25 protein-coding genes are annotated in these 24,336 nt (G+C 56.7%); 22 read left to right on the top strand and 3 right to left on the bottom strand.

Annotated elements, in window-relative coordinates; genetic code table 11:
* Positions 1 to 27: 27 nt before the first annotated feature.
* Entirely contained in the window at positions 28 to 468 is a 441-nt protein-coding gene (hpaR, locus tag AC2FLA_RS07100; RefSeq protein WP_113788316.1) for a homoprotocatechuate degradation operon regulator HpaR, read from the bottom strand.
* Between the two features lie 106 nt (positions 469 to 574).
* On the opposite strand from hpaR, the gene AC2FLA_RS07095 reads away from it, so the two are divergent.
* The 8 genes from AC2FLA_RS07095 (at position 575) to AC2FLA_RS07060 (ending at position 8,488) form a co-directional block, all read left to right on the top strand.
* Complete coding sequence (locus AC2FLA_RS07095; RefSeq protein ID WP_496721419.1) at positions 575 to 973, top strand: 5-carboxymethyl-2-hydroxymuconate Delta-isomerase; 399 nt, start codon at positions 575 to 577, stop codon at positions 971 to 973.
* 3 nt (positions 974 to 976) lie between these two features.
* On the top strand, positions 977 to 2,485 hold the full coding sequence (hpaE, locus tag AC2FLA_RS07090; protein WP_496721418.1) for a 5-carboxymethyl-2-hydroxymuconate semialdehyde dehydrogenase: 1,509 nt from the start codon (positions 977 to 979) through the stop codon (positions 2,483 to 2,485).
* A gap of 164 nt (positions 2,486 to 2,649) precedes the next feature.
* On the top strand, positions 2,650 to 3,492 hold the full coding sequence (hpaD, locus tag AC2FLA_RS07085) for a 3,4-dihydroxyphenylacetate 2,3-dioxygenase (RefSeq protein WP_496721417.1): 843 nt from the start codon (positions 2,650 to 2,652) through the stop codon (positions 3,490 to 3,492).
* Between the two features lie 24 nt (positions 3,493 to 3,516).
* Positions 3,517 to 4,998, top strand: a complete 1,482-nt coding sequence (locus tag AC2FLA_RS07080; protein WP_496721416.1) for an NAD-dependent succinate-semialdehyde dehydrogenase — start codon at positions 3,517 to 3,519, stop codon at positions 4,996 to 4,998.
* Positions 4,998 to 5,852 carry a fumarylacetoacetate hydrolase family protein gene (locus AC2FLA_RS07075; protein WP_496721415.1) on the top strand — a complete coding sequence of 285 codons (855 nt, stop codon included), beginning with the start codon at positions 4,998 to 5,000 and terminating at the stop codon, positions 5,850 to 5,852. The genes AC2FLA_RS07080 and AC2FLA_RS07075 overlap by 1 nt, the downstream gene beginning before the upstream one ends.
* Positions 5,849 to 6,649, top strand: coding sequence for a 2-oxo-hept-4-ene-1,7-dioate hydratase (gene hpaH / locus AC2FLA_RS07070; RefSeq protein ID WP_496721414.1), 801 nt, complete (start codon positions 5,849 to 5,851; stop codon positions 6,647 to 6,649). The genes AC2FLA_RS07075 and hpaH overlap by 4 nt, the downstream gene beginning before the upstream one ends.
* Before the next feature lie 11 nt (positions 6,650 to 6,660).
* Positions 6,661 to 7,716 (top strand): aldolase/citrate lyase family protein, encoded by a 1,056-nt coding sequence (locus AC2FLA_RS07065; RefSeq protein ID WP_496721413.1) that lies wholly within the window; start codon positions 6,661 to 6,663, stop codon positions 7,714 to 7,716.
* Between the two features lie 43 nt (positions 7,717 to 7,759).
* The gene (locus AC2FLA_RS07060) at positions 7,760 to 8,488 is read left to right on the top strand and encodes a metallophosphoesterase family protein (RefSeq protein WP_496721412.1); all 729 of its coding nucleotides are present in this window, start codon (positions 7,760 to 7,762) and stop codon (positions 8,486 to 8,488) included.
* 13 nt (positions 8,489 to 8,501) lie between these two features.
* Here AC2FLA_RS07060 and AC2FLA_RS07055 read toward each other — a convergent pair whose 3' ends face one another.
* Complete coding sequence (locus AC2FLA_RS07055) at positions 8,502 to 8,684, bottom strand: hypothetical protein (protein ID WP_496721411.1); 183 nt, start codon at positions 8,682 to 8,684, stop codon at positions 8,502 to 8,504.
* A 166-nt stretch (positions 8,685 to 8,850) separates the two neighbouring features.
* Between AC2FLA_RS07055 and AC2FLA_RS07050 the strand changes: the two genes are divergently transcribed.
* From AC2FLA_RS07050 to maiA, 8 genes are all read left to right on the top strand, one after another.
* Entirely contained in the window at positions 8,851 to 9,801 is a 951-nt protein-coding gene (locus AC2FLA_RS07050) for an MBL fold metallo-hydrolase (protein ID WP_496721410.1), read from the top strand.
* Between the two features lie 25 nt (positions 9,802 to 9,826).
* Positions 9,827 to 11,461 (top strand): FAD-dependent oxidoreductase, encoded by a 1,635-nt coding sequence (locus tag AC2FLA_RS07045; RefSeq protein ID WP_496721409.1) that lies wholly within the window; start codon positions 9,827 to 9,829, stop codon positions 11,459 to 11,461.
* Positions 11,458 to 11,649 (top strand): DUF2783 domain-containing protein, encoded by a 192-nt coding sequence (locus AC2FLA_RS07040; RefSeq protein ID WP_058274303.1) that lies wholly within the window; start codon positions 11,458 to 11,460, stop codon positions 11,647 to 11,649. Before AC2FLA_RS07045 ends, AC2FLA_RS07040 begins: the two co-directional genes overlap by 4 nt.
* Before the next feature lie 16 nt (positions 11,650 to 11,665).
* Positions 11,666 to 12,700 (top strand): TRAP transporter substrate-binding protein, encoded by a 1,035-nt coding sequence (locus tag AC2FLA_RS07035; RefSeq protein ID WP_496721408.1) that lies wholly within the window; start codon positions 11,666 to 11,668, stop codon positions 12,698 to 12,700.
* A 3-nt stretch (positions 12,701 to 12,703) separates the two neighbouring features.
* A complete protein-coding gene (locus AC2FLA_RS07030) occupies positions 12,704 to 13,252 on the top strand; it encodes a TRAP transporter small permease (protein ID WP_082637164.1) in 549 nt (182 codons plus the stop codon).
* A complete protein-coding gene (locus AC2FLA_RS07025; protein ID WP_058278629.1) occupies positions 13,249 to 14,565 on the top strand; it encodes a TRAP transporter large permease in 1,317 nt (438 codons plus the stop codon). Before AC2FLA_RS07030 ends, AC2FLA_RS07025 begins: the two co-directional genes overlap by 4 nt.
* A 63-nt stretch (positions 14,566 to 14,628) precedes the next feature.
* Positions 14,629 to 15,174, top strand: coding sequence for a VOC family protein (locus AC2FLA_RS07020; RefSeq protein WP_058274548.1), 546 nt, complete (start codon positions 14,629 to 14,631; stop codon positions 15,172 to 15,174).
* An 85-nt stretch (positions 15,175 to 15,259) separates the two neighbouring features.
* Positions 15,260 to 15,892, top strand: a complete 633-nt coding sequence (gene maiA / locus AC2FLA_RS07015) for a maleylacetoacetate isomerase (protein WP_496721407.1) — start codon at positions 15,260 to 15,262, stop codon at positions 15,890 to 15,892.
* 156 nt (positions 15,893 to 16,048) lie between these two features.
* On the opposite strand, the gene AC2FLA_RS07010 is transcribed toward maiA, so the two are convergent.
* Positions 16,049 to 16,477 carry a MarR family winged helix-turn-helix transcriptional regulator gene (locus AC2FLA_RS07010; protein WP_496721406.1) on the bottom strand — a complete coding sequence of 143 codons (429 nt, stop codon included), beginning with the start codon at positions 16,475 to 16,477 and terminating at the stop codon, positions 16,049 to 16,051.
* Between the two features lie 445 nt (positions 16,478 to 16,922).
* Here AC2FLA_RS07010 and AC2FLA_RS07005 point away from each other — a divergent pair, with 445 nt between their 5' ends.
* Genes AC2FLA_RS07005 through AC2FLA_RS06980 form a run of 6 tightly spaced genes read left to right on the top strand, consistent with a single transcriptional unit; the run spans position 16,923 to position 24,110 of the window.
* Positions 16,923 to 18,224, top strand: coding sequence for an amidohydrolase family protein (locus AC2FLA_RS07005; protein ID WP_496721405.1), 1,302 nt, complete (start codon positions 16,923 to 16,925; stop codon positions 18,222 to 18,224).
* A gap of 39 nt (positions 18,225 to 18,263) precedes the next feature.
* Positions 18,264 to 19,247, top strand: a complete 984-nt coding sequence (locus AC2FLA_RS07000) for a BMP family protein (RefSeq protein ID WP_058281138.1) — start codon at positions 18,264 to 18,266, stop codon at positions 19,245 to 19,247.
* Positions 19,216 to 20,622 (top strand): amidase, encoded by a 1,407-nt coding sequence (locus AC2FLA_RS06995; RefSeq protein ID WP_496721404.1) that lies wholly within the window; start codon positions 19,216 to 19,218, stop codon positions 20,620 to 20,622. The genes AC2FLA_RS07000 and AC2FLA_RS06995 overlap by 32 nt, the downstream gene beginning before the upstream one ends.
* A complete protein-coding gene (locus AC2FLA_RS06990; RefSeq protein WP_496721403.1) occupies positions 20,619 to 22,139 on the top strand; it encodes an ABC transporter ATP-binding protein in 1,521 nt (506 codons plus the stop codon). Before AC2FLA_RS06995 ends, AC2FLA_RS06990 begins: the two co-directional genes overlap by 4 nt.
* Entirely contained in the window at positions 22,129 to 23,172 is a 1,044-nt protein-coding gene (locus AC2FLA_RS06985) for an ABC transporter permease (RefSeq protein WP_496721622.1), read from the top strand. The genes AC2FLA_RS06990 and AC2FLA_RS06985 overlap by 11 nt, the downstream gene beginning before the upstream one ends.
* Positions 23,169 to 24,110: an ABC transporter permease gene (locus AC2FLA_RS06980; protein WP_496721402.1), complete on the top strand. Its 942-nt coding sequence runs from the start codon at positions 23,169 to 23,171 to the stop codon at positions 24,108 to 24,110. Before AC2FLA_RS06985 ends, AC2FLA_RS06980 begins: the two co-directional genes overlap by 4 nt.
* Positions 24,111 to 24,336 lie beyond the last annotated feature (226 nt).

Here is a 24,336-nt window from a genome sequence, read left to right as displayed (position 1 = left end):
TGCTGGCCCCGGCCTTCAAGGTCGGGGTCAAACCTTTACGGCCTGCAATTCCTCAAGTAGATCCAATAGGTTGTCGATTTTTTCCTGTCCCATTTGCGCCTCGATTGTATTGTGAATCGCTAGCGAGGTCGCGAGATTTTCTTCAAGAATTTGACGCCCCTCATCGGTGATCTTCACCATGGTGCGACGCTTATCCGTGCTGCCCTGACGGCGGGATATCTGCCCATCACTCTCCATCGTGCGTAGAATTCGCGTCAGGCTGGGCAGCAAAAGGCAGGCCTCATTTGCAATAGCGCTTTGTTCCACTTCGCCCATTTCGTCCAGAACACGAAGGATACGCCACTTTTGCTCGGTCAGCTGTATCCCCTGCAGCATATCCCGAATTGGGGCCATAACGGTTTCGCGTGCGCGCAGCAGTGCAATCGGAAGAGCGCGAGAGGTTCTCGTGGTATGGCTTTGTCGGTTCATTCCAGCCTTCTAGAACGCCATTTCAGGAATTGCAAAGATTAACAAAGCAAGTTCTTGACGGCCGCGATCCAATTTACTAAACATGTTAAGTAGTAAAGGAGAGGTCATGCCACACTTCCACGTCGAATACTCCGGCAATCTGGACGATCGGGTCGACATCGGTGGCTTGTGCGAATGCATACGAGACACCGCTGCGGGGATTGAGGCTTTTCCAATGCCGGGAATTCGCGTCCGCGCCACGCGTGTTGACTATTTTGCCATTGCGGATGGAGATCCCAAGCATGGCTTTGTGGACATCTCAATCCGCCTGCGCGCTGGCCGTCCTGACGACGTTAAGAAGGACGCAACACAGCGTATCTTTGACGCGGTTGAGGCGTATCTGGAACCGGCCTTCTCGAAGCACTCTATCGCGCTTTCACTAGAGATGCGTGACATCGACCCAGACCTTTCGCCCAAGACCGGCACAATCCGGAATCATTTGGCTGCGACAAAGCAGGAGACCTGACGCATGAGCGTACTGGATACGAATATCGAGAAACTGGCAGGCTTTCTGGCCCGGTTCAAAGAAACAGGCATCAAGAACCGTATCGCAGGCGAAGACCGGGATGGCGCAGCGGGTGTTTTCCAATCCACCTCTCCGGTGGATAAATTGGTGATCTGCGACGTTGCGCACGGTACGTCCGACGATATCGACGCAGCGGTCAAAGCGGCCCATGCCGCCTTTACTGAATGGCGCGACATGCCCGCCACCGAACGCCGCCGGATCCTGCTAAACGTTGCCGATGCGATCGAAGCCCGGGCCGAAGAAATTGCGCTGTGTGAATGTTGGGATACGGGCCAAACATTACGGTTCATGTCCAAGGCCGCGCTGCGCGGTGCCGAGAATTTTCGCTACTTTGCGGATCAAGTCGTGCAGGCTCGCGACGGGCAGCACCTGAAGTCGCCGACGTTGATGAATATCACCAGTCGTGTACCTATCGGCCCGGTTGGTGTGATCACTCCGTGGAACACGCCCTTCATGCTGTCGACTTGGAAAATCGCGCCCGCTCTGGCCGCGGGCTGCACCGTGGTCCACAAACCAGCCGAAGACTCGCCTTTGTCCGCCCGCCTGTTGGTGGAAATCGCTGAAGAGGCAGGGCTGCCCAAGGGCGTGCTGAATACCGTGAACGGTTTTGGCCCTGATGCCGGTAAGGCGCTGACAGAGCACCCCTTGATCAAAGCCATCGCATTTGTCGGAGAAAGCCGGACAGGCAGCATCATCACAAAGCAGGGTGCCGATACGCTCAAGCGGATGCACCTGGAACTGGGCGGCAAGAACCCCGTTGTCGTGTTTGATGACGCCGATCTGGACCGGGCTCTGGATGCGGTAATTTTCATGATCTACTCGATCAACGGTGAGCGCTGCACCTCGTCCTCGCGGCTGCTGGTGCAGGACACTATCAAGGAAGAATTCGAGGCCAAACTGGTCGAGCGTGTGAACAACATCAAGGTCGGGCACCCCCTGGACCCTGCAACCGAGATCGGCCCGCTGGTCACCGAGGAACATTACAACAAGGTGACCTCATACTTTGACATCGCCAAAGAGGATGGTGCGACCGTCGCGGCCGGTGGGGTCAAGGTTGGTGATGTCGGATTTTTCGTACGCCCGACATTGTTTACCAATGCCAACAACAACATGCGCATCGCGCGAGAGGAAATATTTGGCCCCGTGCTAACTTCCATTCCATTCTCGACCGAAGAAGAAGCTCTGAATATCGCCAATGACACGCCCTATGGGTTAACCGGCTATGTCTGGACCAACGACCTTACACGCGCCCTGCGCTTTACCGATAAGTTGGAAGCTGGGATGATCTGGGTGAACTCAGAAAATGTTCGCCACCTGCCCACGCCCTTTGGCGGGGTAAAGGCGTCAGGTATCGGTCGCGACGGCGGTGATTGGAGCTTTGACTTCTATATGGAGCAGAAACACGTGGGCTTTGCCACTGGTCAGCACAAGATTATGCAGTTGGGAAAGTAACGCCTTCCGAGCGACGTCTGGACAAGGTGCCGCTCGTAAAAAGTTAGGATACTCGCGCACATCTATGGTCCATGAACTCTTTGAGAGTCGGACCAAACGACGTCTGGTCGTCCGCTCTCCCTTCCAAAGCGGTCAGACGCCACCTTATATGAGGAGGAACTGTCATGGGAAAGATTGTACAGGCTGCTAAGATCACACATGTGCCCAGCATCTGGATGTCCCACACGATGCCGAAATACAAAGGTATCCGGCAACCTGCGATAGATGGTTACGCACGTCTGCGTCAGGACGCGATTGACCGCGAGGTCGACACCTTCATCGTTTTCGATACACATTGGATCACCAATCAGGGCTTTCACCTGAACACAAAAGAGCGCCACAAGGGCCGTTTTATTAGCCATGAACTGCCGCACATGCTGGCGGATATGGAGTTCAACTATCGCGGTGATCACGACCTTGGTGAAACCATCCTCGACGTCCTGAGAGAGCGTGGGGAACGGGCTCTGGGTCATTCGCATCCCGACATGGGAATGGAGTACGGTACCCTTCTGCCTATGCATTTCATCAATGAAGGTGTGAATGCCCGGGTGCTGCCGGTTGCGGTCAACCAGTTCTCGTCTATCGCCGAGAACCGCGTTTGGGGTGAAGCCATCGCCGAAGGCATCCGGCGTTCGAACCGCAATGTTTCGATTCTGGCCTCCGGGTCTCTAAGTCATGACTTCACGCCAAATGAGCGCTCGGTCGAAGGTCTGAACGCAGTGAATGGCGAGTTCAACCGCCAGATGGATATGCGCGTTCTCGAATTGTGGGAACAGGGCCGGTTCGAAGAATTCTTGGACCTTTTGCCTGACTACGCCAAGAAATGTACGGGCGAGTGTGCGATGAACGACACTGCGCTGCTGTTCGGTGCGTTGGGATGGGGCAGTTACAAAGGCGAGATCGACATCTACACCCCGTATTTCGGTAGTTCCGGAACGGGTCAGGCAAATATCAGCTTTTCGGTCTGAGGCCGAGACACGGAAATCCTGCAAATGACAGACTTACGTCTCAACGACCCCACGTTGCTTATCGAAGCAGCGCGGGTTGGCTCCAAATGGGTCGGTGCCACTGAGGTATCCACCACCCTGGAAGTGACCAACCCGGCAACTGGTGATCTAATCGGACGAGTCCCCAATCTTGGGGCGGCCGAAACGGCCGAAGCAATCGCCGAAGCGCACCGTGCACAGAAGAGCTGGGCCAAGCTCACAGCGAAGGCCCGCAGCCAAATTCTGCGCCGCTGGTATGACCTGATGATCGAAAACCAGGATGATCTTGGCGCTATCCTGAACGCAGAGCAGTGCAAGCCGCTGGCTGAGGCCAAGGGTGAAATCGCTTATGGTGCCAGCTTCATCGAATGGTTCGCTGAAGAGGCCCGCCGCGCCTATGGCGACGTCACCCCTAGCCACGCGCCGGATAAGCGGATCATCACAATCAAACAGCCGATTGGGGTTGTTGCCGCGATCACGCCGTGGAATTTCCCCAATGCCATGATCACGCGAAAGGCGGGACCGGCACTGGCGGCAGGCTGTTCCATGGTGCTCAAACCTGCCAGCCAGACGCCGTTCTCGGCTATCGCGCTGGCGGTTTTGGCCGAGCGAGCTGGGTTGCCTGCGGGATTGTTCTCGGTCATCACTGGATCAGCGCGCGCCATCGGAGGTGAGATGACCTCGAGCAAAATCGCGCAGAAACTGACCTTTACCGGGTCCACCGAAATCGGCGCGATGCTTTATGCGCAATGCGCACCTACGATCAAGAAACTAGGATTGGAATTGGGCGGCAACGCGCCGTTCATCGTTTTTGACGACGCAGATCTGGACGCGGCAGTCGAAGGGGCAGTGATCGCCAAGTTCCGAAACAACGGCCAGACCTGCGTCTGTGCCAACCGCATCTATGTCCAGTCTGGGGTCTACGACGCGTTCGCCGAAAAACTGGCGGCTAAGGTCGCAAACCTGCCGACTGGAAACGGCTTTGACGAGGGCACCGTCTTTGGCCCACTAATCGATCAAGCCGCAGTCGCGAAAGTGTCTGAGCACATCAAAGACGCAACCGCCAAGGGTGCAACAGTCACACTGGGTGGCAAGCCGCATACCCTTGGCGGCACTTTTTTCGAGCCGACCATCCTGACTGGCGTGACCGCAGACATGGCGGTGGCGACCGAGGAAACCTTCGGCCCAGTCGCGCCTTTGTTCAAATTTGACAGGGAAAGCGAAGTTATCGTAGCCGCCAATGATACCGAATTCGGCCTCGCTTCGTATTTCTATTCGCGCGACATGGCCCGTGTCTGGCGCGTATCTGAGGCATTGGAATATGGCATGGTCGGGATCAACACCGGCCTGATCTCAACTGCTGAAGCGCCCTTTGGAGGCGTTAAGATGTCAGGTCTGGGACGCGAGGGGTCGCGCCATGGGCTGGATGACTTCATGGAACTCAAATACTTGTGCATGGGTGGCATTGACGCCGCCGAGGAGGCCTGATGCGCTTTGCAACTTTCACCGCAAACGGAGCAACTTTTTTCGGCGCGATCACCAAGGACGGTGCAATTGCGCTAAACGACGCCTTTCCCGATCAGGCCAGCCTTTACGAGGTGATCGCCGCGGGCACGTTTGAAAAGTTGACCGAGGCCGCAGCAGGCCGCGAAGTAACCCACAAGGAATTCACTTACGAAATGGTGATGCCGGATGTCCGCCGCATCCTCTGCGTCGGAGTGAACTTTCCCGACCGCAACGCAGAATACAAAGACGGCAGCGAACAGCCGAAATACATGTCGTTGTTTCCGCGCTTTGCCAGCGGTTTCACCGGGCACGACCGCCCGCTGATCCGTCCTCCAGAAAACCACACGCTGGATTACGAGGGCGAGGTTGTTATCGTGATTGGCAAATCCGGTCGGCGAATTTCGCAGGAAGACGCCTATGACCACATCGCGGCCCTAACCTTGTGTAACGAAGGCACAATCCGGGACTGGGTCCGCCATGCCAAGTTCAACGTCACACAGGGAAAGAACTGGGACAATTCCGGTGCCATCGGTCCTTGGCTAGTGCCATTCACCGACGCGGCCCAGTTGGACGATGCCCGAATTCAGACCCATGTGAATGGTGAGTTGCGCCAAGACGATACGCTGAACCGCATGATGTTCCCGATAAGGCGCGAGATCGAGTATATTTCGACCTTCATGACGCTTCTGCCTGGTGACATCATCGTCACCGGCACCCCGACGGGTGCGGGCGCGCGGTTTGATCCACCGAAATACCTGGAACCGGGTGACGTAGTGGAAATCTCAGTCGAGGGCATTGGAACGCTGCGCAACACAGTCGAGGACGAACAGGTATGACCCCCGAAGATCATGCCCGTGCCGCAGCCGACTTATTGCAGGCTGAATGTTCGCACGAACAGATTGGCCTTCTGACACTGCGCCATCCCGAAATGGGGATGAGCGACGCCTATGAGGTGCAGAACGCCATTTATAGAAAAAAATTGGCCGAAGGGCACAAGGTGATCGGCTGGAAAATCGGGCTGACCTCTAAAGCGATGCAATATGCGCTGAATATCGATATTCCCGACAGCGGAATTTTGTTCGATGATATGAAGTTCGATCACGGCGAAACCGTTCCTGCGGGCCGGTTCATCCAGCCCCGGATCGAGGCCGAGATTGCTTTTGTCATGAAATCTGCGGTAGGCGGAGAGAACGTCACCCGTGACGACATCATTGCCGCCACGGATTACGTCGCGCCTTCAATTGAAATCCTCGACACGCGCATTCAGCGTGTCGACCCCGCGACCGGACAAACACGTACAGTCTATGACACAATAAGCGACAACGCCGCCAATGCGGGCATCGTGTTGGGCCCTGAGCGTCACGCGATAGATGCATTTGATTTGCGTTGGGTTGGGGCACTGACCTTCCGCAATGGTGAGATCGAGGAAACCGGTCTGGGCGCGGGTGTTCTGAACGACCCGGTCGAAAGCGTCGTCTGGCTGGCTCGTCGCATGGCGCAGTACGACCAGAGCATAGAACCGGGCCAGGTGGTCTTGTCTGGCAGCTTTATTCGACCCGTCGAATGCCCTCCGAGCACCGAAATCCATGCTGATTTCGGGTCATTTGGCTCGGTCGATATCAACTTTGCCTAAAGGAGGCCGGGATGCCTGCGCCACTAAACGCTTTCAAGGCCGCGCTGCAGGCTGGTCAGCCGCAGGTCGGCTGCTGGATTGGAATGGCCAACACCTATGCCGCTGAAATCGCGGCCACGTCCCAGTTCGACTGGTTGCTTGTTGACGGGGAACACGCCCCAAACGATCTTCGCTCAATCCTGGAACAGGTGCGGGTCATCGAAGGAAGCGGCAGCCAACCGGTCGCACGCTTGCCGATCGGTGAAACCTGGATGATCAAGCAATACCTCGATGCCGGCGTTCAGAATATTCTGGTGCCGATGGTCGAAAGCGGAGATCAGGCACGGGATTTGGTACGGGCGGTGCGATACCCACCCCACGGGGTTCGGGGCGTGGGTTCGGCGTTGGCAAGGGCTTCGCGATTTGGGGCGATCCCGGACTATCTGAAAACGGCGGATGAACAGATCTGCCTGCTCGTTCAGGTGGAAAACCGCGCCGGGTTAGAGGCACTGGACGATATTCTTGCCTCTGACGTTGATGGGGTCTTTCTCGGTCCCTCCGATCTGGCCGCTGACATGGGACATATCGGTGATGCTGGTCATACAGAAGTGGTAGAAGCCATTTTGGAAGCGATAACTCGGGTCGTCGCGGCAGGCAAATTTGCCGGGATACTGACACTTGATCCGGCCATGCAGCGTAAATGTCTGGATCTGGGGGCGACCTTCCTAGCCACAAACATCGACGTTACTTTGTTCGCGCAGGCGGTGCGCCGGGCCGCCGATGAAGCCTTGGCGTTGCTACCTGACCAAAGCATCTCGGGTGTTGCCCAAACGGAAGCGGCCAGCAAGTACCTGCAGCAATTGTGCAAACACTGGTCCCACAAGGCCAAGGTGGCTTTCGACGACAACCACGGCTGCGTGGAATTTCCGGGCGGAAACCGGCTGACCTTGGTCGCGGGTGAATCCGGCCTTTCGCTGACGGCTGAAACCGGCCCTCGCGGAGATCTGACCCGCTGGCAGGAAGTCATCGAAGCGCATCTGGTACGGTTTGCCTTTCGCGAAGACATTAGCATTGACTGGGTGGGCTGATCCCAAATCAACTACCGCCTGAAGACGACGACAAGGAACACTCATGTCAGATCCGGTTTATGTAATTGGCGATATCCATGGCCAACTGGGGATGCTTGAAGACGCACTGGACCGGATCGAACGGGATGGAGGGCCAGACGCCAAGATCGTGTTTCTTGGCGATTATACGGACAGGGGTGCGCAAAGTTGCGGGGTTTTGGATCTGCTGGTCCGAGGGAACGCCGACGGTAAGAACTGGGTCTTTCTACGTGGCAATCATGACCAGATGTGCGCAATGTTTCTGGAGGACTATCCGCGCAATGATGCGCGCCTGCTGGTCGGGTATCACTGGCTTCATCCTCGGATCGGCGGGATCGAAACGCTGCAGTCCTATGGGGTTGAAGCCACCAACGTGGACAGAATCTATCAAGTTCACGCCAAAGCCAAACAGGCCGTCCCTCAGGCTCATATCGATTTTCTGAACGGGCTAAAGCCGTTCCATCAGGACGGCGCATTGCTGTTCGTGCATGCAGGTATTCGACCCGGGGTGAAACTGGAGCAGCAAGACCACGACGATCTGATATGGATTCGTGAGGAATTCCTGAACCATAAAGATCCACATCCATGGTTGGTAGTCCATGGCCACAGCCACGTGTCCGCAGCTGAACATCATGGAAACCGAATCAATCTGGATACAGGAGCAGGCTATGGCCACGCCCTGACCACCGCCGTGTTCGAAGGCACCAAATGCTGTGTGCTGGATGCTGGTGGGCGTAGACTTGTGACCCACTGAGACAGACTCTGACTCACATGGCGTAAAAATGTGGAGTCGCCGATGTCGTTTCTTTTTTAAAAAGCTTCTCAACCATGATCGCCGTCATCGCTAAGCCTTGAACCACCACATTGGGTCCATCAGACGTTTTATGGAACAGCAGTTCTTTACGGCGGTCGTCAGGATTGGCGGCAATAATAGCTGGAATGGACAACATTTTTCTACGCCGGCAACTTCGGAAAAATCTTCGAATGCACTCAGCAACAATAGTTCAAACACGTGACTCCAAACGAAACGGCATTGACTTTAGTTTCATATGTAACGATATTCGTTGCAAATGAAACAAAACGAGTCACGCGAGCGACATACTTCGGGAGAACACAATGGCTAAGGCATTCGCATCTCAGGGAGATTTGGGTGAAAAGACGGTTAGCTTCACCGAAGTGGGTGAAGGGCTTTGGGCCTTTACTGCTGAAGGTGATCCCAATTCCGGCGTGATCATCGGCGATGATAGTGTCATGATTGTCGAGGCGCAGGCCACGCCACGTCTGGCTGGCAAGGTGATTGAGAAGGTCAGAGAAGTTACGGACAAACCGATCACACATCTGGCGCTAACTCACTATCACGCGGTTCGCGTTCTAGGCGCTTCAGCGTATGGCGCAGATCAGGTTCTCATGTCCGAAACAACCCGAGCGCAGGTTGTCGAACGCGGTCAGGAAGATTGGGACAGTGAGTTTCAGCGTTTTCCACGTCTGTTCGAAGGCCATGAAAGCATCCCCGGATTGACCTGGCCCACCACGACCTTCAAGGATCGCATGAGTGTATACCTCGGCAACCGGCGCGTCGATCTAATGCATCTTGGTCGCGCTCATACTGCCGGGGACATCGTCATTCACGTCCCCGACCAGAACGTCATGTTTACCGGTGACATCGTCGAGTACCACTCGGCCTGCTATTGCGGCGACGGCCATTTCAACGATTGGGGTGGCACTCTGGACAATATCGCCGCATTTGACGTCGATGCTATCGCGCCCGGCCGCGGTGATGCTCTGCTGGGAAAAGACATGGTTGAAGCAGCAATCGAGTCCACCCGGGATTTTGTCGAAAGCACCTATCGCCCGGCCGCTCGTGTCGCCGCTAGCGGCGGCAGCCTGAAAGATGCCTGGGACGCTGTACGTGACGCGTGCGACCCGAAATTCGCTGACTACGCGATCTACGAACACTGCCTGCCGTTCAATGTTGCGCGCGCCTATGACGAAGCCCGCGGCATCGACACACCACGTATCTGGACGGCGCAGCGGGATCTGGAAATGTGGGAACAACTGCAAGGCTGAACGCCTGAAGGGAGGGGATTTTCTAATGTTCGATGACCGTTACACGCTCGCCTACAAGAGCTACCCATACGAGAAGTCACCCGATCAGGAAATTGACGCGCCGGTGCGTCACCCGGTTGTGGTCATGGGCGGCGGGCCGATCGGAGTGGCCACCGCGCTGGACCTCGGTCGCCAGGGTATTCCGGTGGTTGTGCTTGATGATCATGAGGGGATAGGCATGGGCAGTCGGGCGATTTGTTTCGCAAAGCGCTGCCTGGAAGTGGCCGACCGCTATGGCTGCGGCGAACCGATGCTCGAAAAAGGCGTTATCTGGAATCTCGGTAAGGTATTCCATCGCGATGACAAGGTTTTCGAATTTAACCTGTTGCCGGAAGACGGGCATAAGTACCCCGCCTTCATCAATCTACAACAGCCATATTTCGAGCAATACATGATCGATCGCCTGCGCGAGCTGCAGGACAAGGGAGCCCCGATCCAGTTGCGCGGCAAAAATCGTGTGGACGCGGTCGAAGTACACGACGATCACGTCACCCTGAAAGTGATGACACCGGATGGACCTTACACGCTTGAAGCGGACTGGCTTATTGGTTGCGACGGCGCCAATTCACCACTGCGCGGGATGCTTGGTCTCGATTTCAGCGGTCGCGTCTTTCAGGACAGCTTCCTGATTGCTGATATCAAACTGAAAGGCGATCTGAACTTCCCCACCGAGCGCTGGTTCTGGTTTGAACCGACCCACGGCTCCGGCGCCTCAGCTTTGTTGCACAAGCAACCTGATGATGTCTGGCGGATCGACTTCCAGATCGGCTGGGATGTCGACCGCAAAGAAGAACTTAAAGAAGAGAATATCCGTCGCCGATTGGACGCAATGCTGGGGGATGTGGACTATGAAATGGTCTGGTCCTCTATCTACACCTTCCAGTGCAAGCGGATGGACAGCTTCCGCTCTGGTCGCGTGTTTTTCGCTGGTGATGCGGCGCACCAAGTCTCGCCCTTTGGTGCGCGTGGCGCCAATTCCGGCATGCAGGACGTGGACAATCTTGGCTGGAAACTAGGGTTGGTTATTCAAGGCAAAGCGCCGGAGAGCCTGCTTGACACCTACGATACCGAACGGGTTCATGGCGCGGACGAAAACATCATGAACTCTACACGGTCCACCGATTTCATCACGCCGAAATCAGAAACCAGCCGGATATTTCGTGATGCCGTGCTCAGCCTGAGCGGAACGTATGAGTTCGCACGACCGATGGTCAACTCGGGTCGGCTCTCGGTTCCATGCGTGTACAGTGAATCGGGACTCAATTCCGCTGACGCACTGGCAGGCGGTCCCGAACGGACGCAGCCTGGCGCCCCCTGCCCTGATGCCCCGTTGGGCGATGAATACCTGTTGTCGAAGCTGGGTGATGAGTTCATCCTTTTGACAATCGATGCAGAAGCACCTGAAATTCTGGAAGAGGACGGCATCACGGCACGCCGCCTGGCTCTTTCAACCCGCGACGACCCGACTGGTCAGCTCAGGAAACGCTATCTCGGCGAAGCCAGTTCGGCGGTCTACCTGATCCGCCCAGATCAGCATGTCGCCGCCCGCCGAGCGGAATACAACGAAACCCTAATGCGCACTGCCTTGCGCCGTGCGGCCGGTAAGGAAGTAGGCCAATGAGCGATCTGACCCTGACACCGAATATCGACGGAACCGACGATTTCTACGCCGACCTGCTGGCAACGCATGAGGGCAAGACCAAGGCCGAGAGCGATATAATCAACGCGAGGTTAATTCTGATCCTGGCCAACCACATCGGCGACCGGGGCGTCCTGAGGCAGGCGCTCAATGCCGCCGACATCACATAATCCAAGGGAGGATACCATGAATATCAAACTGAAGGGCAACACCCTGCTGCTCGCCGGCATTGCAACCGCTGCAATGTTTATCGCAACGACTACCGTGGCAGAGACCAAGCTTGCGCTTTCGAGCTGGCTGCCGCCGCGCCATCCAATCGTCGTTGAGGCAATCAAACCCTGGGCCAAGCAAGTGGAGGAAGTCACCGATGGCCGCGTGACCGTACGTGTGCTTGCAAAGCCCATGGGCCCGCCCCCGGCACATTACGACATGGCTGCCGAAGGTATCGCTGACATCACCTATGGCTTGCATTCCTTTACCACAGATGACCGTTTCACCCGCTCTCGGATCGGTCAGTTCTCGTTCATTGGTGACGATGCCGTTGCCGGTTCCAAAGCATTCTGGAATGTCTATTCCGGCCCGCTGGAAGCGCAGAAAGAACATGAGGGCACCAAGCTTCTGGGGCTATTCGTGCACGGCCCCGGCATGTTGCACAACAATGTCCGCAAGATTGAAACGACAGACGATTTCTCGGGTCTCAAGATCCGCGTTCCTGGTGGTTACATCTCAGACCTGATGTCTGGTCTCGGCTCCACAACGCTCTTCATGTCTTCCGGTGAGGTGTATGAAAAGCTCTCGCGCGGAGTAATCGATGGCGTGACGTTCCCCTACGATGCTCTGGCTGCGTTCAAGCTGACCGAAGACGTCAAGTACACGATGCAAGTCCCCGGCGGCATCTACAACACCACTTGGTTCATGGTCATGAACGAAGACAAATGGAACGAGATCTCTGAAGAGGATCAGGCAGCCATCGAGGCGATTTCCGGTGAAGCCTTTGCCGCACTGGTTGGCGAAGCTTGGGTCGGTGCAGACGAGAAAGGCAGCGCCGCGGCTGAAAAGGCCGGGATCGAAATCTACGAAGCGCCAGCCGAAGTCGTTGATGCGATCAAATCACAGGCAGCAGATGCCGAAACAGCTTGGTCCGAAGCCATCTCGGCGGACGGCTATGACGGCACTGCTGCTCTTGAAGAAATGCGCAAACAAGCTGGCGTGGACTTCTGATCCATGGAGCGGCTTCGCCATCGTTTCCCCGACCAGCCCCCTGATGAGGGGCTGGACATCGGGCTGCTGCTCGACAGATCTCTGGGTGTCGGGGCCGCACTGATCCTGTTCAGCCTCGTCCTCATCACCTGTGTGGATGTAGTTGGGCGCTACCTGTTCAACGCACCGCTATCCGGTGCCTTCGAACTCACTGAAATACTGCTGGCAGCGCTCGTTTTCCTTGCCTTGCCACTGACGACAGAGCGCCGTGAACATGTCGAGGTCGACCTGCTGAATCTGGCGCTTGGACGCAAGACGCAACGTCTTTTGTCTGCGTTTGCAGGCCTGTTCTCTGCAGCCCTGTTAGCCACCTTTTCTTGGCGGCTTTTCACCCATGCGGCCAAGGCCGCACATGACGGCGCGGTGACCAACGCGCTTGAGATTCCACTGGCACCATTCGGCTATCTAGCTGGGGTCTCCTGCATGGTTTCGGCGTTCATCGCATTCCTGCGCGGATTACAACCCCCCATCGAACACGACACCGATCAAGATCACCTAGAGGGCGCCCCATGATTGAATCTCTGATCGGCTTTGCGATCCTACTGGGACTTATACTACTGCGCGTGCCCATCGCCTTCGCAATGGCGGCCGTAGGCGGCTTTGGGTTTGCCTATATGCGTGGTTGGGAGCCTGCCTGGGCTATGACAGGGCAAGTGGCCTTTGACACTTCTTTGTCTTACTCCCTTTCGGTCATCCCTCTGTTCATCTTCATGGGCAATGTGTTGGCCGGCTCTGGCGTGGCACACGGGCTGTTCGCCGGTGCCGATCGGCTTTTTGGCAGGCTGCGCGGCGGACTTGCCATGGCTTCAGTCTTTTCTTGCGGCGGTTTCTCCGCGGTGTGCGGCTCGTCCTTGGCCACTGCTGCCACGATGTCAAAAGTTGCCATGCCTTCAATGCGTCGTTTTGGCTATGATGACCGGCTGGCGACGGGCTCTATTGCGGCGGGCGGGACACTGGGCATTTTGATCCCGCCGTCGGTGATCCTGATCATCTACGGCCTGCTGACCGAAACCAATATTGCCAAGCTTTTTATCGCGGGAATTGTGCCAGGTATCATTGGTGTGCTGTTTTATCTTGGCGCGGTCATGGTTGCGGTACGGTTGAACCCGTCTTTGGCTCCGGAGGAGGAAAACACCGAACCGATGAGCCGGGCTGACGTCATAGGCGTGATCTGTGTGCTGGGCCTTTTTCTCTTCATCATGGTTGGCATTTATGGTGGGTTCTTCACACCAACTGAGGCGGCCGGAATGGGTGCAGGTGCTTCGATCCTGATCGCCATTGCCCTCAGGACGATGACCTGGCGCAGCTTTTTCGCAGCTACGCTGGATTCGATCCGGGCTACTGCCATGATCTTTGCTGTGATCATCGGTGCCGAGCTGTTCACCAACTTCATAAACTACGCCGGACTGCCGGATGCCCTATCAGGCTTTGTTGTCGACAATGAATTGCCGGTCTGGGCAGTCATTGTGTTCATCATGCTGACCTACATGGTGCTTGGTTGTGTGCTTGAAAGCCTGTCGATGATCTTACTAACAGTGCCGGTCTTTTACCCACTGATGTTTGAGCTTGAGTTTGCCAATGAACTCCTGCTCGATCCCGAAAACGCCCTGATCTGGTTCGCCATTGTCGTTGTTGTGGCCACTGAAATCAGCCTGATCACACCCCCCGTCGGTATGAATGTCTTCGTGCTGAAGGGCGTGTTGCAAGATGTCTCACTCGGAACGATCTTTCGCGGCGTGCTGCCATTCTGGATCGCGGACATCCTGCGGCTGACCCTGCTCATCCTTGTACCCTCCCTGTCACTCTGGCTGGTGGGGTTGATGTGAACGCCTGAGGCGACCGTACGTTGCCTTGGCCTTGAAAACTGCATTCTCGGAAAGGAGAAATCGATGAAAATCGAGAAGATCCATCACGTCGCTTACCGCTGCAAAGACGCAAAAGAGACGGTCGAATGGTATGGGAAAATGCTGAACATGGACTTTATCCTGGCCATCGCCGAGGATCATGTCCCATCTACGCATGAGCCGGACCCCTACATGCATCTGTTTTTGGATGCCGGGAATGGGAATGTTCTGGCTTTCTTCGAGCTGCCCACGAAGCCGGAAATGGGCCGGGATCCCAATACCCCGATCTGGGTGCAGCACATCGCCTTCAAGGTGAAGGATCGTGAAACGCTGCTTCAGTTCAAGGACCATCTGGAAGCTAATGGCGTCGAAGTACTCGGCGTGACCGACCATTCGATTTTCCACTCTATCTACTTCTTTGATCCTTCCGGCCATCGTATCGAACTGGCCTGCCCGGACCCGGAAGAAGAAGCGCTGCTGGAGCGCATGGACGAAGTGAAATGGCTTATGTTGGACGAGTGGTCGAAGACCAAGAAAGCTCCGAAACATGCCGATTGGCTGCATGCCAAGGAACTCAACAAATCTGCCTGACGGGCATCCCGTGCCGGATCGGTTTCCGGCGCGGGAACCTATTTTTGGCAAAATCTGAGACGGTTGACCACAAAACAAGGAAGTCATGAAACTATACGGCTATTGGCGCTCGACGACCTCTTTTCGGGTCCGGATCGCACTGAATCTCAAGGGTGTTTCCTACGAAACGATCCCCGTCGACCTTGTTGCCGGAGAACAGCGCGCGCCGGACTACGTCGCGCTAAACCCCGGGAAGGGCGTCCCTACGCTGATCCTGCAGGACGGTCGTGTACTCACCCAGTCGCTTGCGATCATCGATTATCTCGACGCCACCATACCCGAACCTCCGTTCCTGCCGGAGGACCCGTTCGAGCGTGCGCGGGTACAGGCTGCGGCCCATACCATCGCGATGGACATACATCCGGTTAACAACCTTAGAGTCACCGCGCATCTGAAGTCCCGGTATGGGCTTACGGCCGAAGATGGGATCGAGTGGTTCCGGCATTGGATGACCGAAGGTTTCCATGCCTACCAAGCGCTTTTGCCAGCTAACACCACCTTCAGTTTTGGTGACAAGCCGGACCTTGCCGATATCGGCCTTGTCGCACAGCTTTACAATGCACATCGCTGGGGCGTCGATATGGCTCCATTCGACCGTCTGCTTGAGATCGAAGAACGCGCATTCACCCTGCCCGCTTTCGACGCCGCCCGACCTGAAAACCAGCCCGATGCCTCCTGAGAGAAATACACTGGCAGACCTCATTCTATTCTAGGTCGACGGCCTTAGCCCAACCAAGAAGACAATGCCCTTCCGCGTCACCGACTACACGGAATTCTACGCCGGTCGACAGCCAACGCTCCAGATGGCTTGAGTTGCGCAGATTGGCTTATGTACCTATGTCACCGACGCGGCCTTAAGCAGCGCAGTTACGCCTTGGTCCAGTGCTGCACGGTCCTCGGCCGATATGGAATTCAGCATCCCTTGCGCGCAAGCATCGACTTGTGGCAGCAACTGTTCGAAACATCGATGGCCTTCCGACGTACAATGATAAACCCTAATTCGGCGATCTTCTTCGGAAATTGCTCTGGTTATTAATCCTTTATCGTCAAGCCTCTGCGCGGCCCGGCTGACTTGAACCTTATCCAGAGTGGTGCGTTGCGAGAGTTCCAGAGAGGTCAGGCTTTTGGCATTTGCAAGTAGAAAAAGCAGGCGCCATTCCTCCCGTGATAGCCCGAATTCGCGCTGGTATACTTCCGTGAGTTTTCGTGAGAACGCTTCGGATGCCACGGCGAGACGATAGGGAAAGAAGGAATCTAGTTGCATACGAAACTATAATCCCGCTTTGTTTCATATGCAACGACATTTGCCTGCACTGATCTTCGCCATCCTTATGCAGGTTGTTTTGTAAACTATAAGCCGAAGTTTACGAAATCGCGGTTCCCAGTGCTTTGATTTTGTCACGAAGTTTTGTCTACTTGCCAGAAAACTGCGGATCCGCTGGATCAAGGTTCCGGATCGGCAATCTGCTGAAACGGACAGATTCCCAGCGTGAACCGACCTTTGCAAAATTTAGCAGTTCTGCAACGCAAAATCCCAAAAGCGAAAGTTGATCGTTGTGTCAGCTTCAGCTGCCAAGAAAGGTCAACACAAGCCTTGGATGTAGGCACGCACCGAGACTAGCGGAAACACTGGACCCGGAAGTGCAACAAAAACTATTAGCATTCTTGCAGAATACTTTTTACCATGCGGTCAAATTTGGGGGAATTGGATGCTCGATTTAATCATCAGACAGGCCAGCCTGCCAGATGGCAGCGGGCCGGTAGATATCGCGATCAAGGCAGACCGCGTTGCGGAAATTGCGCCTGATATCAAAGCTGAGGCGCATGAGGAGATACAGGCGGCTGGGCGTTTGGTTTCCCCTCCTTTTACGGACCCGCACTTCCATATGGATGCGACCCTGAGCCTAGGGTTGCCGCGTATGAATGTCTCGGGCACGCTTTTGGAGGGTATCGCGCTTTGGGGGGAATTGAAGCCCCTGCTGACACCAGAAGCGGTGATTGAGCGGGCCATGCGCTATTGCGACCTTGCTGTGTCGCAGGGGCTGCTGGCCATCCGTTCCCACGTGGATGTTTCATCCACTCCATTGGTGGGTGTTGAAGCGCTCTTGGAGGTACGTAAACAGGTTGCCCCCTATATCGACTTGCAACTGGTGGCATTCCCGCAAGATGGCCTTTACCGATCAAAAAACGCCGAACAAAACCTGATCCAGGCGCTCGATATGGGCGTCGATGTCGTGGGCGGGATCCCGCATTTTGAACGCACGATGTCGGAAGGAGCTCGATCGGTCACAAGACTGGCCGAGATAGCGGCAGATCGCGGCCTGATGCTGGACCTGCATTGCGACGAAAGCGACGATCCTATGTCACGCCACGTAGAAACCTTGGCCTTTGAGACCACGCGCCTTGGGCTTGGGGGCCGTGTTACTGCAAGCCACGTCACTGCGATGCATTCTTATGACAACTACTATGCATCGAAGCTAATCCCGCTCATCGCAGAAAGCGGTATGAACGTGGTACCCAACCCTCTGATCAATATCACGCTGCAAGGGCGTTCGGACACCTATCCGCGCCGCCGAGGCCTGACCCGTGTGCCAGAGTTGCGCGCGGCCGGTGTAAACGTTGCCTTCGGGCAGGATTGCACAATGGACCCGTGGTATTCGCTCGGGTCCGCCGACATGCTGGAAGTGGCTCATATGGGTGTGCACGCGGTACCGATGACATCCCGAGAAGCGATGGAATGGGCATTCACGTCGGTAACCCAAAATGGCGCCAAAGCCATGGGCCTGCCCGACCCGACAATCCGCGAGGGCGGCCCTGCCAGTATGGTTGTACTGCAGGCGCGTGATCCGATTGAAGCTGTTCGCATGAAAGCCACCCGCCTTGCCGTAATCAAAAACGGCAAGGTGTTGGCCCGTACAGAACCCCGAATGGCCGCGCTTTCGTTGCCCGGCCGCCCCACGACCCTGGATCCCGCAGATTACGCGCCCAGGCCCAATACTCAGGAAGCTTAAGAACAAGAACAATCGCCACCAACAGAAGAGGATCTACCAATGAAACTCACCACAACCCGCCGTCAACTGATGGTCGGCGCTGCGGCCACGTTGGCCCTGCCGGCTTATGTTCGTCGCGTGAACGCACAATCTGCGACCCGAGTCGCTGGCGTGCATATGTCTCCGGTCGAAAACGCGTGGAACAGTCGTATCCATGTAGCGATGCAGGAAGCCGCCGATGCTGGTCTGATCGAGTATGAGTTCTCGGAAGGTGTAGCTCCGACTGACTATCCCCGCGCGATGCGCGAATATGCCGAAGGTGGTGCGCAAATCATTTGGGGCGAATCCTACGCCGTTGAACGCGAAGCACGCGAAGTGGCGGGCGATTACCCGGATACCGCTTTCCTCATGGGCTCTTCCGGTGGGCCGGAAGGGGACAATTTCGGCGTCTTCGGCACCCGCAACCACGAGGCGGCCTATTTGGCCGGGATGCTTGCGGGCCAAATGTCAGAAAGCAATGTCTTTGGTTCGGTCGGCGGTTATCCGATCCCTGAAGTGAACCTGTTGATCAATGCCTTCCGAATGGGGGTGACCGAAGTGAACCCAGATGCCACCTTCGTCAACGGCTTTATCGGAGCATGGTTTGATCCGGCCCGCGCACAAGAAGCTGCGATTGCCCAGATCGACGCGGGCGCAGATGTCCTGTTTGGTGAGCGCATTGGCACTGCGGATGCCGCCCAAGCGCGGGGTGTGAAGGCCATCGGTTCGCTTATCGACTATACGCCTCGCTATCCAGGCACAGTCTTTGCCAACGCGATCTGGAATTACGGTCCTACTATCGAGGCCATCGTAGCCGACGTTCAGGCCGGTAACCCAACGGGGCGCAACTACACAGAATATTCCTTCATGGCCCATGGTGGCAATGAGTTGATCTATGTCGCCGATGAAGTGCCTGCTGACGCCATCCCGGCGATGGAGGCTAAACAGGCCGCGATCCAATCCGGCGAATGGGATGTTCCAATCGACGAAAGCGAGCCCTCCTGATCCCGCGGGCTTTGACGTGACCGATGCCACGGCTCTTGCGGCCGCCATTACGTCAGGGCAGATCACTGCCTTCGACGTGATGGAGGCAAGCCTTTCTGCCTGCCACGCGCAGGCGGATTTAGGGGCCGTGGCATTTCTGGACGAAGACATGGCGCGCGCCGGGGCAAGGGCAGCAGACGCATTGCCATCTGACCAGCGCGGTCCGTTTCATGGGGTTCCGTTTTTGGTGAAAGACCTCGGTGGTTTCGCAAAAAGGCTACCTGCTGCGGCAGGATCCGCAGCAATCCGCGCACAAGCGCGTAAACCTGAAAGTGACAGTCGCCTGTTACAGGATTTGCGCCAAACTGGCTTGATCCCTTTTGGCTTGACTACAACACCCCCATTCGGCCTTTCCCTGACATGCGAACCAGATGGCATGGCTGCGACCCGAAATCCATGGAATCCCGCGCTGACACCCGGTGGTTCATCTGGCGGTGCTGCGGCTGCCGTTGCAGGTGGTATCGTTGCAATTGCTCATGCCACAGATGCAGCCGGATCCATCAGAGTACCTGCAGCGTGTTGTGGTTTGACCGGGCTCAAGCCGTCTCGTGGTGCGGTGCCCGGAGGCCCTGATTTTGCCAATCACCTGATGGGCATAGCGTCTGAGTTGATCCTGACGCGATCGGTCCGTGACGTGAAGACTGCCCTTGATGCTGTTGTCCAACCTATGGCCCCGGTGCACTTCCCAAAACGTCCCCGTGTCGCGGTGGCATTGCCGGATCGTTGTGGACCTGATCAGCGCAAAGCTGCGGAAGGTGCTGCCGACGCGCTGCGCGACGCAGGCTGTGAAGTGCATGATGTTCGTGCCCCCGACCGGATTGGGGCTGAGGCTCATGAAATCGCCCGAACCATACTGGCTGTTTCGTTGGCTGAGTGGCTGACCGCACTCAAGATATCTGACGACCAGGTTCCACCGCTCGCAGCCGCCATGGCTACTGAGGGTCGTGCGACACCTGCCACCGCGCTTTTTGCGGCCTCGCGACAGCTGGCACGCCTGACAAATCGCTCCCGCAAGCTTTTCAAATCCGCCGATGCCATCCTGATGCCGGTCCTCTCCTCTGCTCCGCCTGTTGTCGGCACTTTGGATCTGTCTGGCACTTCCCCCGATGAACACATGGCGCGGCTGGAAGCTTTTGCCCCAAACGCAGCACTTGCCAATGTTGCAGGCTTGCCAGCCCTGGCGCTGCCTTTTGGCATGGCAAATGACCTTCCTCTCGGTGTGCAACTGATTGGTCCCACCGGTGCCGATTACGCACTGCTAAGACTCGGTGCACTTATCGAGACCCGCGCGCCCGCACTTTCCTTTCCGTCCCCAATCACAGGCCTACCCGCATGACCAAGGTTCTGGAGCTTCACGGCATCACCAAGCGTTTTGGAACGCTTACCGCAAATGATGATGTGACCCTGACACTGGCGGAGGGGGAAATCCTTGCGCTTCTGGGTGAAAACGGCGCAGGCAAGACGACGCTGATGAATATCCTGTTTGGCCACTACGCAGCCGACGCAGGCACTGTCAGGGTGTTCGGGAAAGAGCTGCCTCCAGGCCTTCCACGTGCAGCGATCGAGGTGGGTGTGGGAATGGTTCACCAGCACTTCACGCTTGCGGGCAACCTCACCGTTCTTGAAAACGTCATGCTTGGCTCCGAACCCTTGACGCGCGCGCGATCCGCTCGTGGTGAGGCGCGCGAAAAGCTGTTGCAGATCGCAGAGCGGTTTGGCCTGCCCGTGAACCCCGAGGCCAAGGTTCGGTCGCTTTCCGTAGGAGAACGCCAGCGTGTTGAAATTCTTAAAGCGCTCTACCGTGACGCGCGCATATTAATTCTGGATGAACCTACTGCCGTTCTGGCCCGGCCCGAGGCGATGCGCCTGTTCGAGACCCTGCGCGACATGACGAAAGAGGGTCTCTCGCTTATCTTCATCAGCCACAAACTGCATGAGGTCATGGCTGCCTCTGACCGTGTGGCAGTGCTACGCGGCGGCAAGATGGTTGCAGAACGCAAAACCTCTGAAACCAACCCCGGAGAGCTGGCGGAACTGATGGTTGGCCGCAAAGTGGAACGGCCCGTACGCCATGACCATAAGATTGGCGCGCCAGTGCTGATTGCAAAAAATGTGCGCGTGGAAGAGGACGATGAAATGCGGCTGGATGACGTGTCATTCACCGTCCATGCTGGTGAAATCCTTGGTATCGTCGGCGTTTCAGGCAATGGTCAGGCATCGCTCGGCGGGCTGCTATCTGGATTGGTTCACCCAAGCGCCGGGCAGCTGACACTTCTGGACGAAGATATCGGCCATCTGGGGCCGCGCGGCATGATCCGTGCGGGGGCTGGTAGAGTACCGGAAGACCGACACGCGGAAGGCGTAGTAGGCGAGTTGAGCCTGTGGGAAAATGCAGTGCTCGAACGGCTGCGCGCACCAGAGTTTTCGCGCCGCGGCTTTGTCCGGCAACGTGCCGCCCGCGATTACACGTCAGGGCTGATTGAACGTTTTGATATCCGTGGTGCCAATCCCGACACGCGAACAAGGTTGCTGTCTGGCGGCAATATGCAAAAGCTTATCCTCGGTCGGGTCCTGACCAACGGACCGCGCTTTGTCGTCGCCAACCAGCCGACGCGCGGCCTTGATGAAGGGGCAATTGCCGCCGTTCATGCCGAGCTTTTGGCAGCGCGAGCCGAAGGTGCTGCGATCCTACTAATCTCGGAAGAACTGGAGGAGGCCGTGGCCCTGTCAGACCGGATACAGGCCATCGTCAAAGGTCGCTTGTCGGAGCCCATATCCGCCGACGAGGCTGACCCGCAACGCCTTGGCCTGATGATGGCGGGTGTCTGGAAGGAAGATGATGATGCGGCTTGAACGACGCACACATGTACCGCTGCACCTTGTGGTCATTGCGCCGCTGGCCGCGATCTTTACCGCATTGCTTTTGGCTGCGGGTCTCATCGCCGCTGCTGGGGTAAACCCGCTCACAGCGTATGGCGAAATGCTGACCGGTGCGCTTGGCTCACGCCTTTCGATCACCGAGATGCTGACCCGCGCCACACCGCTCATTTTCACAGGGCTTGCTGCGGCAGTCGCCTTCCGTGCACGGCTTTGGAACATCGGAGGTGAGGGACAGTTCTTTGTTGGTGCGCTGGTCACCGCTTGGATCGGGCATTCGCTCGGGGTTCCGGGATGGATTGGTATTCCTGTTTTAATGCTGGCGGGCATGGCGGCAGGCGCGGCCCTGTTGGCGGGACCTGCCTATTTACGCCTGCGTTTTGGGGTGGATGAGGTGGTGACGACCCTTCTGCTCAACTTCATCGTAATCCTCTTCGTCGGCCTCATGATTGAAGGTCCGATGCGCGATCCGTTGGCCTTTGGGTGGCCCTCTTCTGTGCCCGTAGACGGAGATTTTCGTCTCCCGGATCTGATCCCGCGCACGCGTCTGCATATCGGGCTGCTTTTTGCCATCGCAGCAGCAGGTGCCGTTTGGCTGATCCTGGCGCGCACCGTTTTTGGCGCTGAAACGCGCGCCGCAGGTTTGAACGCCAGTGCCGCTGCCTTTGCCGGAATATCCCTACCCCGAACGATCATGGGCGTAGCCCTGCTTTCGGGCGCTCTGGCGGGGCTCGCCGGGTCTGTCGAAGTCATGGGTGTTACAGCAGGGGTCACCACCACCATGAGCCCCGGTTTTGGTTATGCAGGCATCGTTGTCGCCATGCTCGCCGCTTTGCATCCGGCCGGCGTCGTTGCTGCCGCTGTTTTCGTTGCTACAGTCTTCGTCGGGGCCGACGCCATGAGCCGCGCGACCGGTGTTCCCAGTTTCATCGCTGATGTGATTGTTGCGCTCTGTTTGCTTACCATGATCGTGGCCCTTCTTTTCACAACCTACCGGGTGCGCCGATGAGTGATGCTATTGATCTGCTGCTGAATACCAGCCTGTGGGCTTCCGTGTTGCGTATTGCTACGCCACTCATATTCGGCGTCCTTGGCGCATTGCTCTGCGAACGTTCGGGCGTGCTCAATCTGGGGATCGAGGGGATTATGACCATGGGCGCGATGAGCGGTTGGCTTGCCGTCTACATGGGTGCACCTTTGCTCGTGGGCCTGATGATTGCGGCCCTTTGCGGCGCGGTGATGGGCTTGCTGCACGCCATGCTGACGGTACCACTTGGGCTTTCGCAACATGTATCGGGGCTTGGTATTACGCTGTTTGCATCCGCTTTGGCCTATTACCTCTACAGGCTCCTTGTCGAAGTGGGTGACCTTCCCCCAACGATCGAGGCTTTTCAGCCACTTAACGTTCCAGGGCTATCCGACATACCTATTCTCGGCCCGATCCTGTTTTCCCAAGCCCTTCCGACTTACCTGGCGCTCTTTGCTGTAGCTGCGATGGCTTATGTTCTTGCCCGTACGCCGCTAGGGCTGGCCATTCGTATGACTGGTGAAAACCCGCATGCGGTTGAGGCACAGGGGTTGAACCCCATTCGCATCCGTATCGGCGCAGTCGTTGTCGGATCGGCATTGATGGCGGTTGGCGGGGCTTTCCTGACGACAACGGCGTTTAACAGCTTTTTCCCAGGTATGGTTCAGGGGCGGGGCTGGATTTGCATTGCGCTGGTCGTCTTCGCCAGCTGGCGGCCCGGCAAGGCGCTGATAGGCGCCTTGTTATTCGCATTCTTTGATGCATACCAGCTGCGGCTGCAGACTGCGATTGAAGGCGTACCCTACCAGCTCTTCTTGATGGCGCCTTACGTGCTTTCCATCGTTGCGCTCGTCCTCGTCGCACGCAGAGCCGAAATACCTGCGGCGTTGATGGTACCCTACCGGCGCGGTGAACGTTAGCGGCATTCGTTCGCGCATAAACGCCGAACCGGCAGAGTAATGTGGCACAATCAAACTAGCTGTGCGATAAGACTGACGCCGAGCTCTCTGCATGGCCTCCATCACTCGATCACGATATGAAAAAATACAAACTTCAAAATCACCCCGTACATTTCTCACCAATTGAACCGGATGCCACCATTCGGAGTTGCCATTTGTGGAACTAGCCATCTAAACACAGCAACTT

Source organism: Ruegeria sp. CDSA033 (genome assembly GCF_059612305.1).
Note: the sequence above shows the minus strand (reverse complement) of the source record. Positions and strands in the feature narration are given on the sequence as shown.

What these genes read in the sequence shown, in the direction of transcription:
- hpaD (WP_496721417.1), top strand. Translation starts at nt 2,650, where the DNA reads ATGGGAAAGATTGTACAGGCTGCTAAGATCACACATGTGCCCAGCATC.
- hpaH (WP_496721414.1), top strand. Translation starts at nt 5,849, where the DNA reads ATGACCCCCGAAGATCATGCCCGTGCCGCAGCCGACTTATTGCAGGCT.
- AC2FLA_RS07010 (WP_496721406.1), bottom strand. Translation starts at nt 16,477, where the DNA reads ATGCAACTAGATTCCTTCTTTCCCTATCGTCTCGCCGTGGCATCCGAA.
- AC2FLA_RS06995 (WP_496721404.1), top strand. Translation starts at nt 19,216, where the DNA reads ATGTTCCAATCGACGAAAGCGAGCCCTCCTGATCCCGCGGGCTTTGAC.
- AC2FLA_RS07000 (WP_058281138.1), top strand. Translation starts at nt 18,264, where the DNA reads ATGAAACTCACCACAACCCGCCGTCAACTGATGGTCGGCGCTGCGGCC.
- AC2FLA_RS07035 (WP_496721408.1), top strand. Translation starts at nt 11,666, where the DNA reads ATGAATATCAAACTGAAGGGCAACACCCTGCTGCTCGCCGGCATTGCA.
- AC2FLA_RS07005 (WP_496721405.1), top strand. Translation starts at nt 16,923, where the DNA reads ATGCTCGATTTAATCATCAGACAGGCCAGCCTGCCAGATGGCAGCGGG.
- maiA (WP_496721407.1), top strand. Translation starts at nt 15,260, where the DNA reads ATGAAACTATACGGCTATTGGCGCTCGACGACCTCTTTTCGGGTCCGG.
- AC2FLA_RS07020 (WP_058274548.1), top strand. Translation starts at nt 14,629, where the DNA reads ATGAAAATCGAGAAGATCCATCACGTCGCTTACCGCTGCAAAGACGCA.
- AC2FLA_RS07060 (WP_496721412.1), top strand. Translation starts at nt 7,760, where the DNA reads ATGTCAGATCCGGTTTATGTAATTGGCGATATCCATGGCCAACTGGGG.
- AC2FLA_RS06980 (WP_496721402.1), top strand. Translation starts at nt 23,169, where the DNA reads ATGAGTGATGCTATTGATCTGCTGCTGAATACCAGCCTGTGGGCTTCC.
- AC2FLA_RS07075 (WP_496721415.1), top strand. Translation starts at nt 4,998, where the DNA reads ATGCGCTTTGCAACTTTCACCGCAAACGGAGCAACTTTTTTCGGCGCG.
- AC2FLA_RS07065 (WP_496721413.1), top strand. Translation starts at nt 6,661, where the DNA reads ATGCCTGCGCCACTAAACGCTTTCAAGGCCGCGCTGCAGGCTGGTCAG.
- hpaE (WP_496721418.1), top strand. Translation starts at nt 977, where the DNA reads ATGAGCGTACTGGATACGAATATCGAGAAACTGGCAGGCTTTCTGGCC.
- AC2FLA_RS06985 (WP_496721622.1), top strand. Translation starts at nt 22,129, where the DNA reads ATGCGGCTTGAACGACGCACACATGTACCGCTGCACCTTGTGGTCATT.
- AC2FLA_RS07050 (WP_496721410.1), top strand. Translation starts at nt 8,851, where the DNA reads ATGGCTAAGGCATTCGCATCTCAGGGAGATTTGGGTGAAAAGACGGTT.
- AC2FLA_RS07025 (WP_058278629.1), top strand. Translation starts at nt 13,249, where the DNA reads ATGATTGAATCTCTGATCGGCTTTGCGATCCTACTGGGACTTATACTA.
- AC2FLA_RS07055 (WP_496721411.1), bottom strand. Translation starts at nt 8,684, where the DNA reads ATGTTGTCCATTCCAGCTATTATTGCCGCCAATCCTGACGACCGCCGT.
- AC2FLA_RS07080 (WP_496721416.1), top strand. Translation starts at nt 3,517, where the DNA reads ATGACAGACTTACGTCTCAACGACCCCACGTTGCTTATCGAAGCAGCG.
- AC2FLA_RS07030 (WP_082637164.1), top strand. Translation starts at nt 12,704, where the DNA reads ATGGAGCGGCTTCGCCATCGTTTCCCCGACCAGCCCCCTGATGAGGGG.
- AC2FLA_RS07095 (WP_496721419.1), top strand. Translation starts at nt 575, where the DNA reads ATGCCACACTTCCACGTCGAATACTCCGGCAATCTGGACGATCGGGTC.
- AC2FLA_RS07040 (WP_058274303.1), top strand. Translation starts at nt 11,458, where the DNA reads ATGAGCGATCTGACCCTGACACCGAATATCGACGGAACCGACGATTTC.
- hpaR (WP_113788316.1), bottom strand. Translation starts at nt 468, where the DNA reads ATGAACCGACAAAGCCATACCACGAGAACCTCTCGCGCTCTTCCGATT.
- AC2FLA_RS07045 (WP_496721409.1), top strand. Translation starts at nt 9,827, where the DNA reads ATGTTCGATGACCGTTACACGCTCGCCTACAAGAGCTACCCATACGAG.
- AC2FLA_RS06990 (WP_496721403.1), top strand. Translation starts at nt 20,619, where the DNA reads ATGACCAAGGTTCTGGAGCTTCACGGCATCACCAAGCGTTTTGGAACG.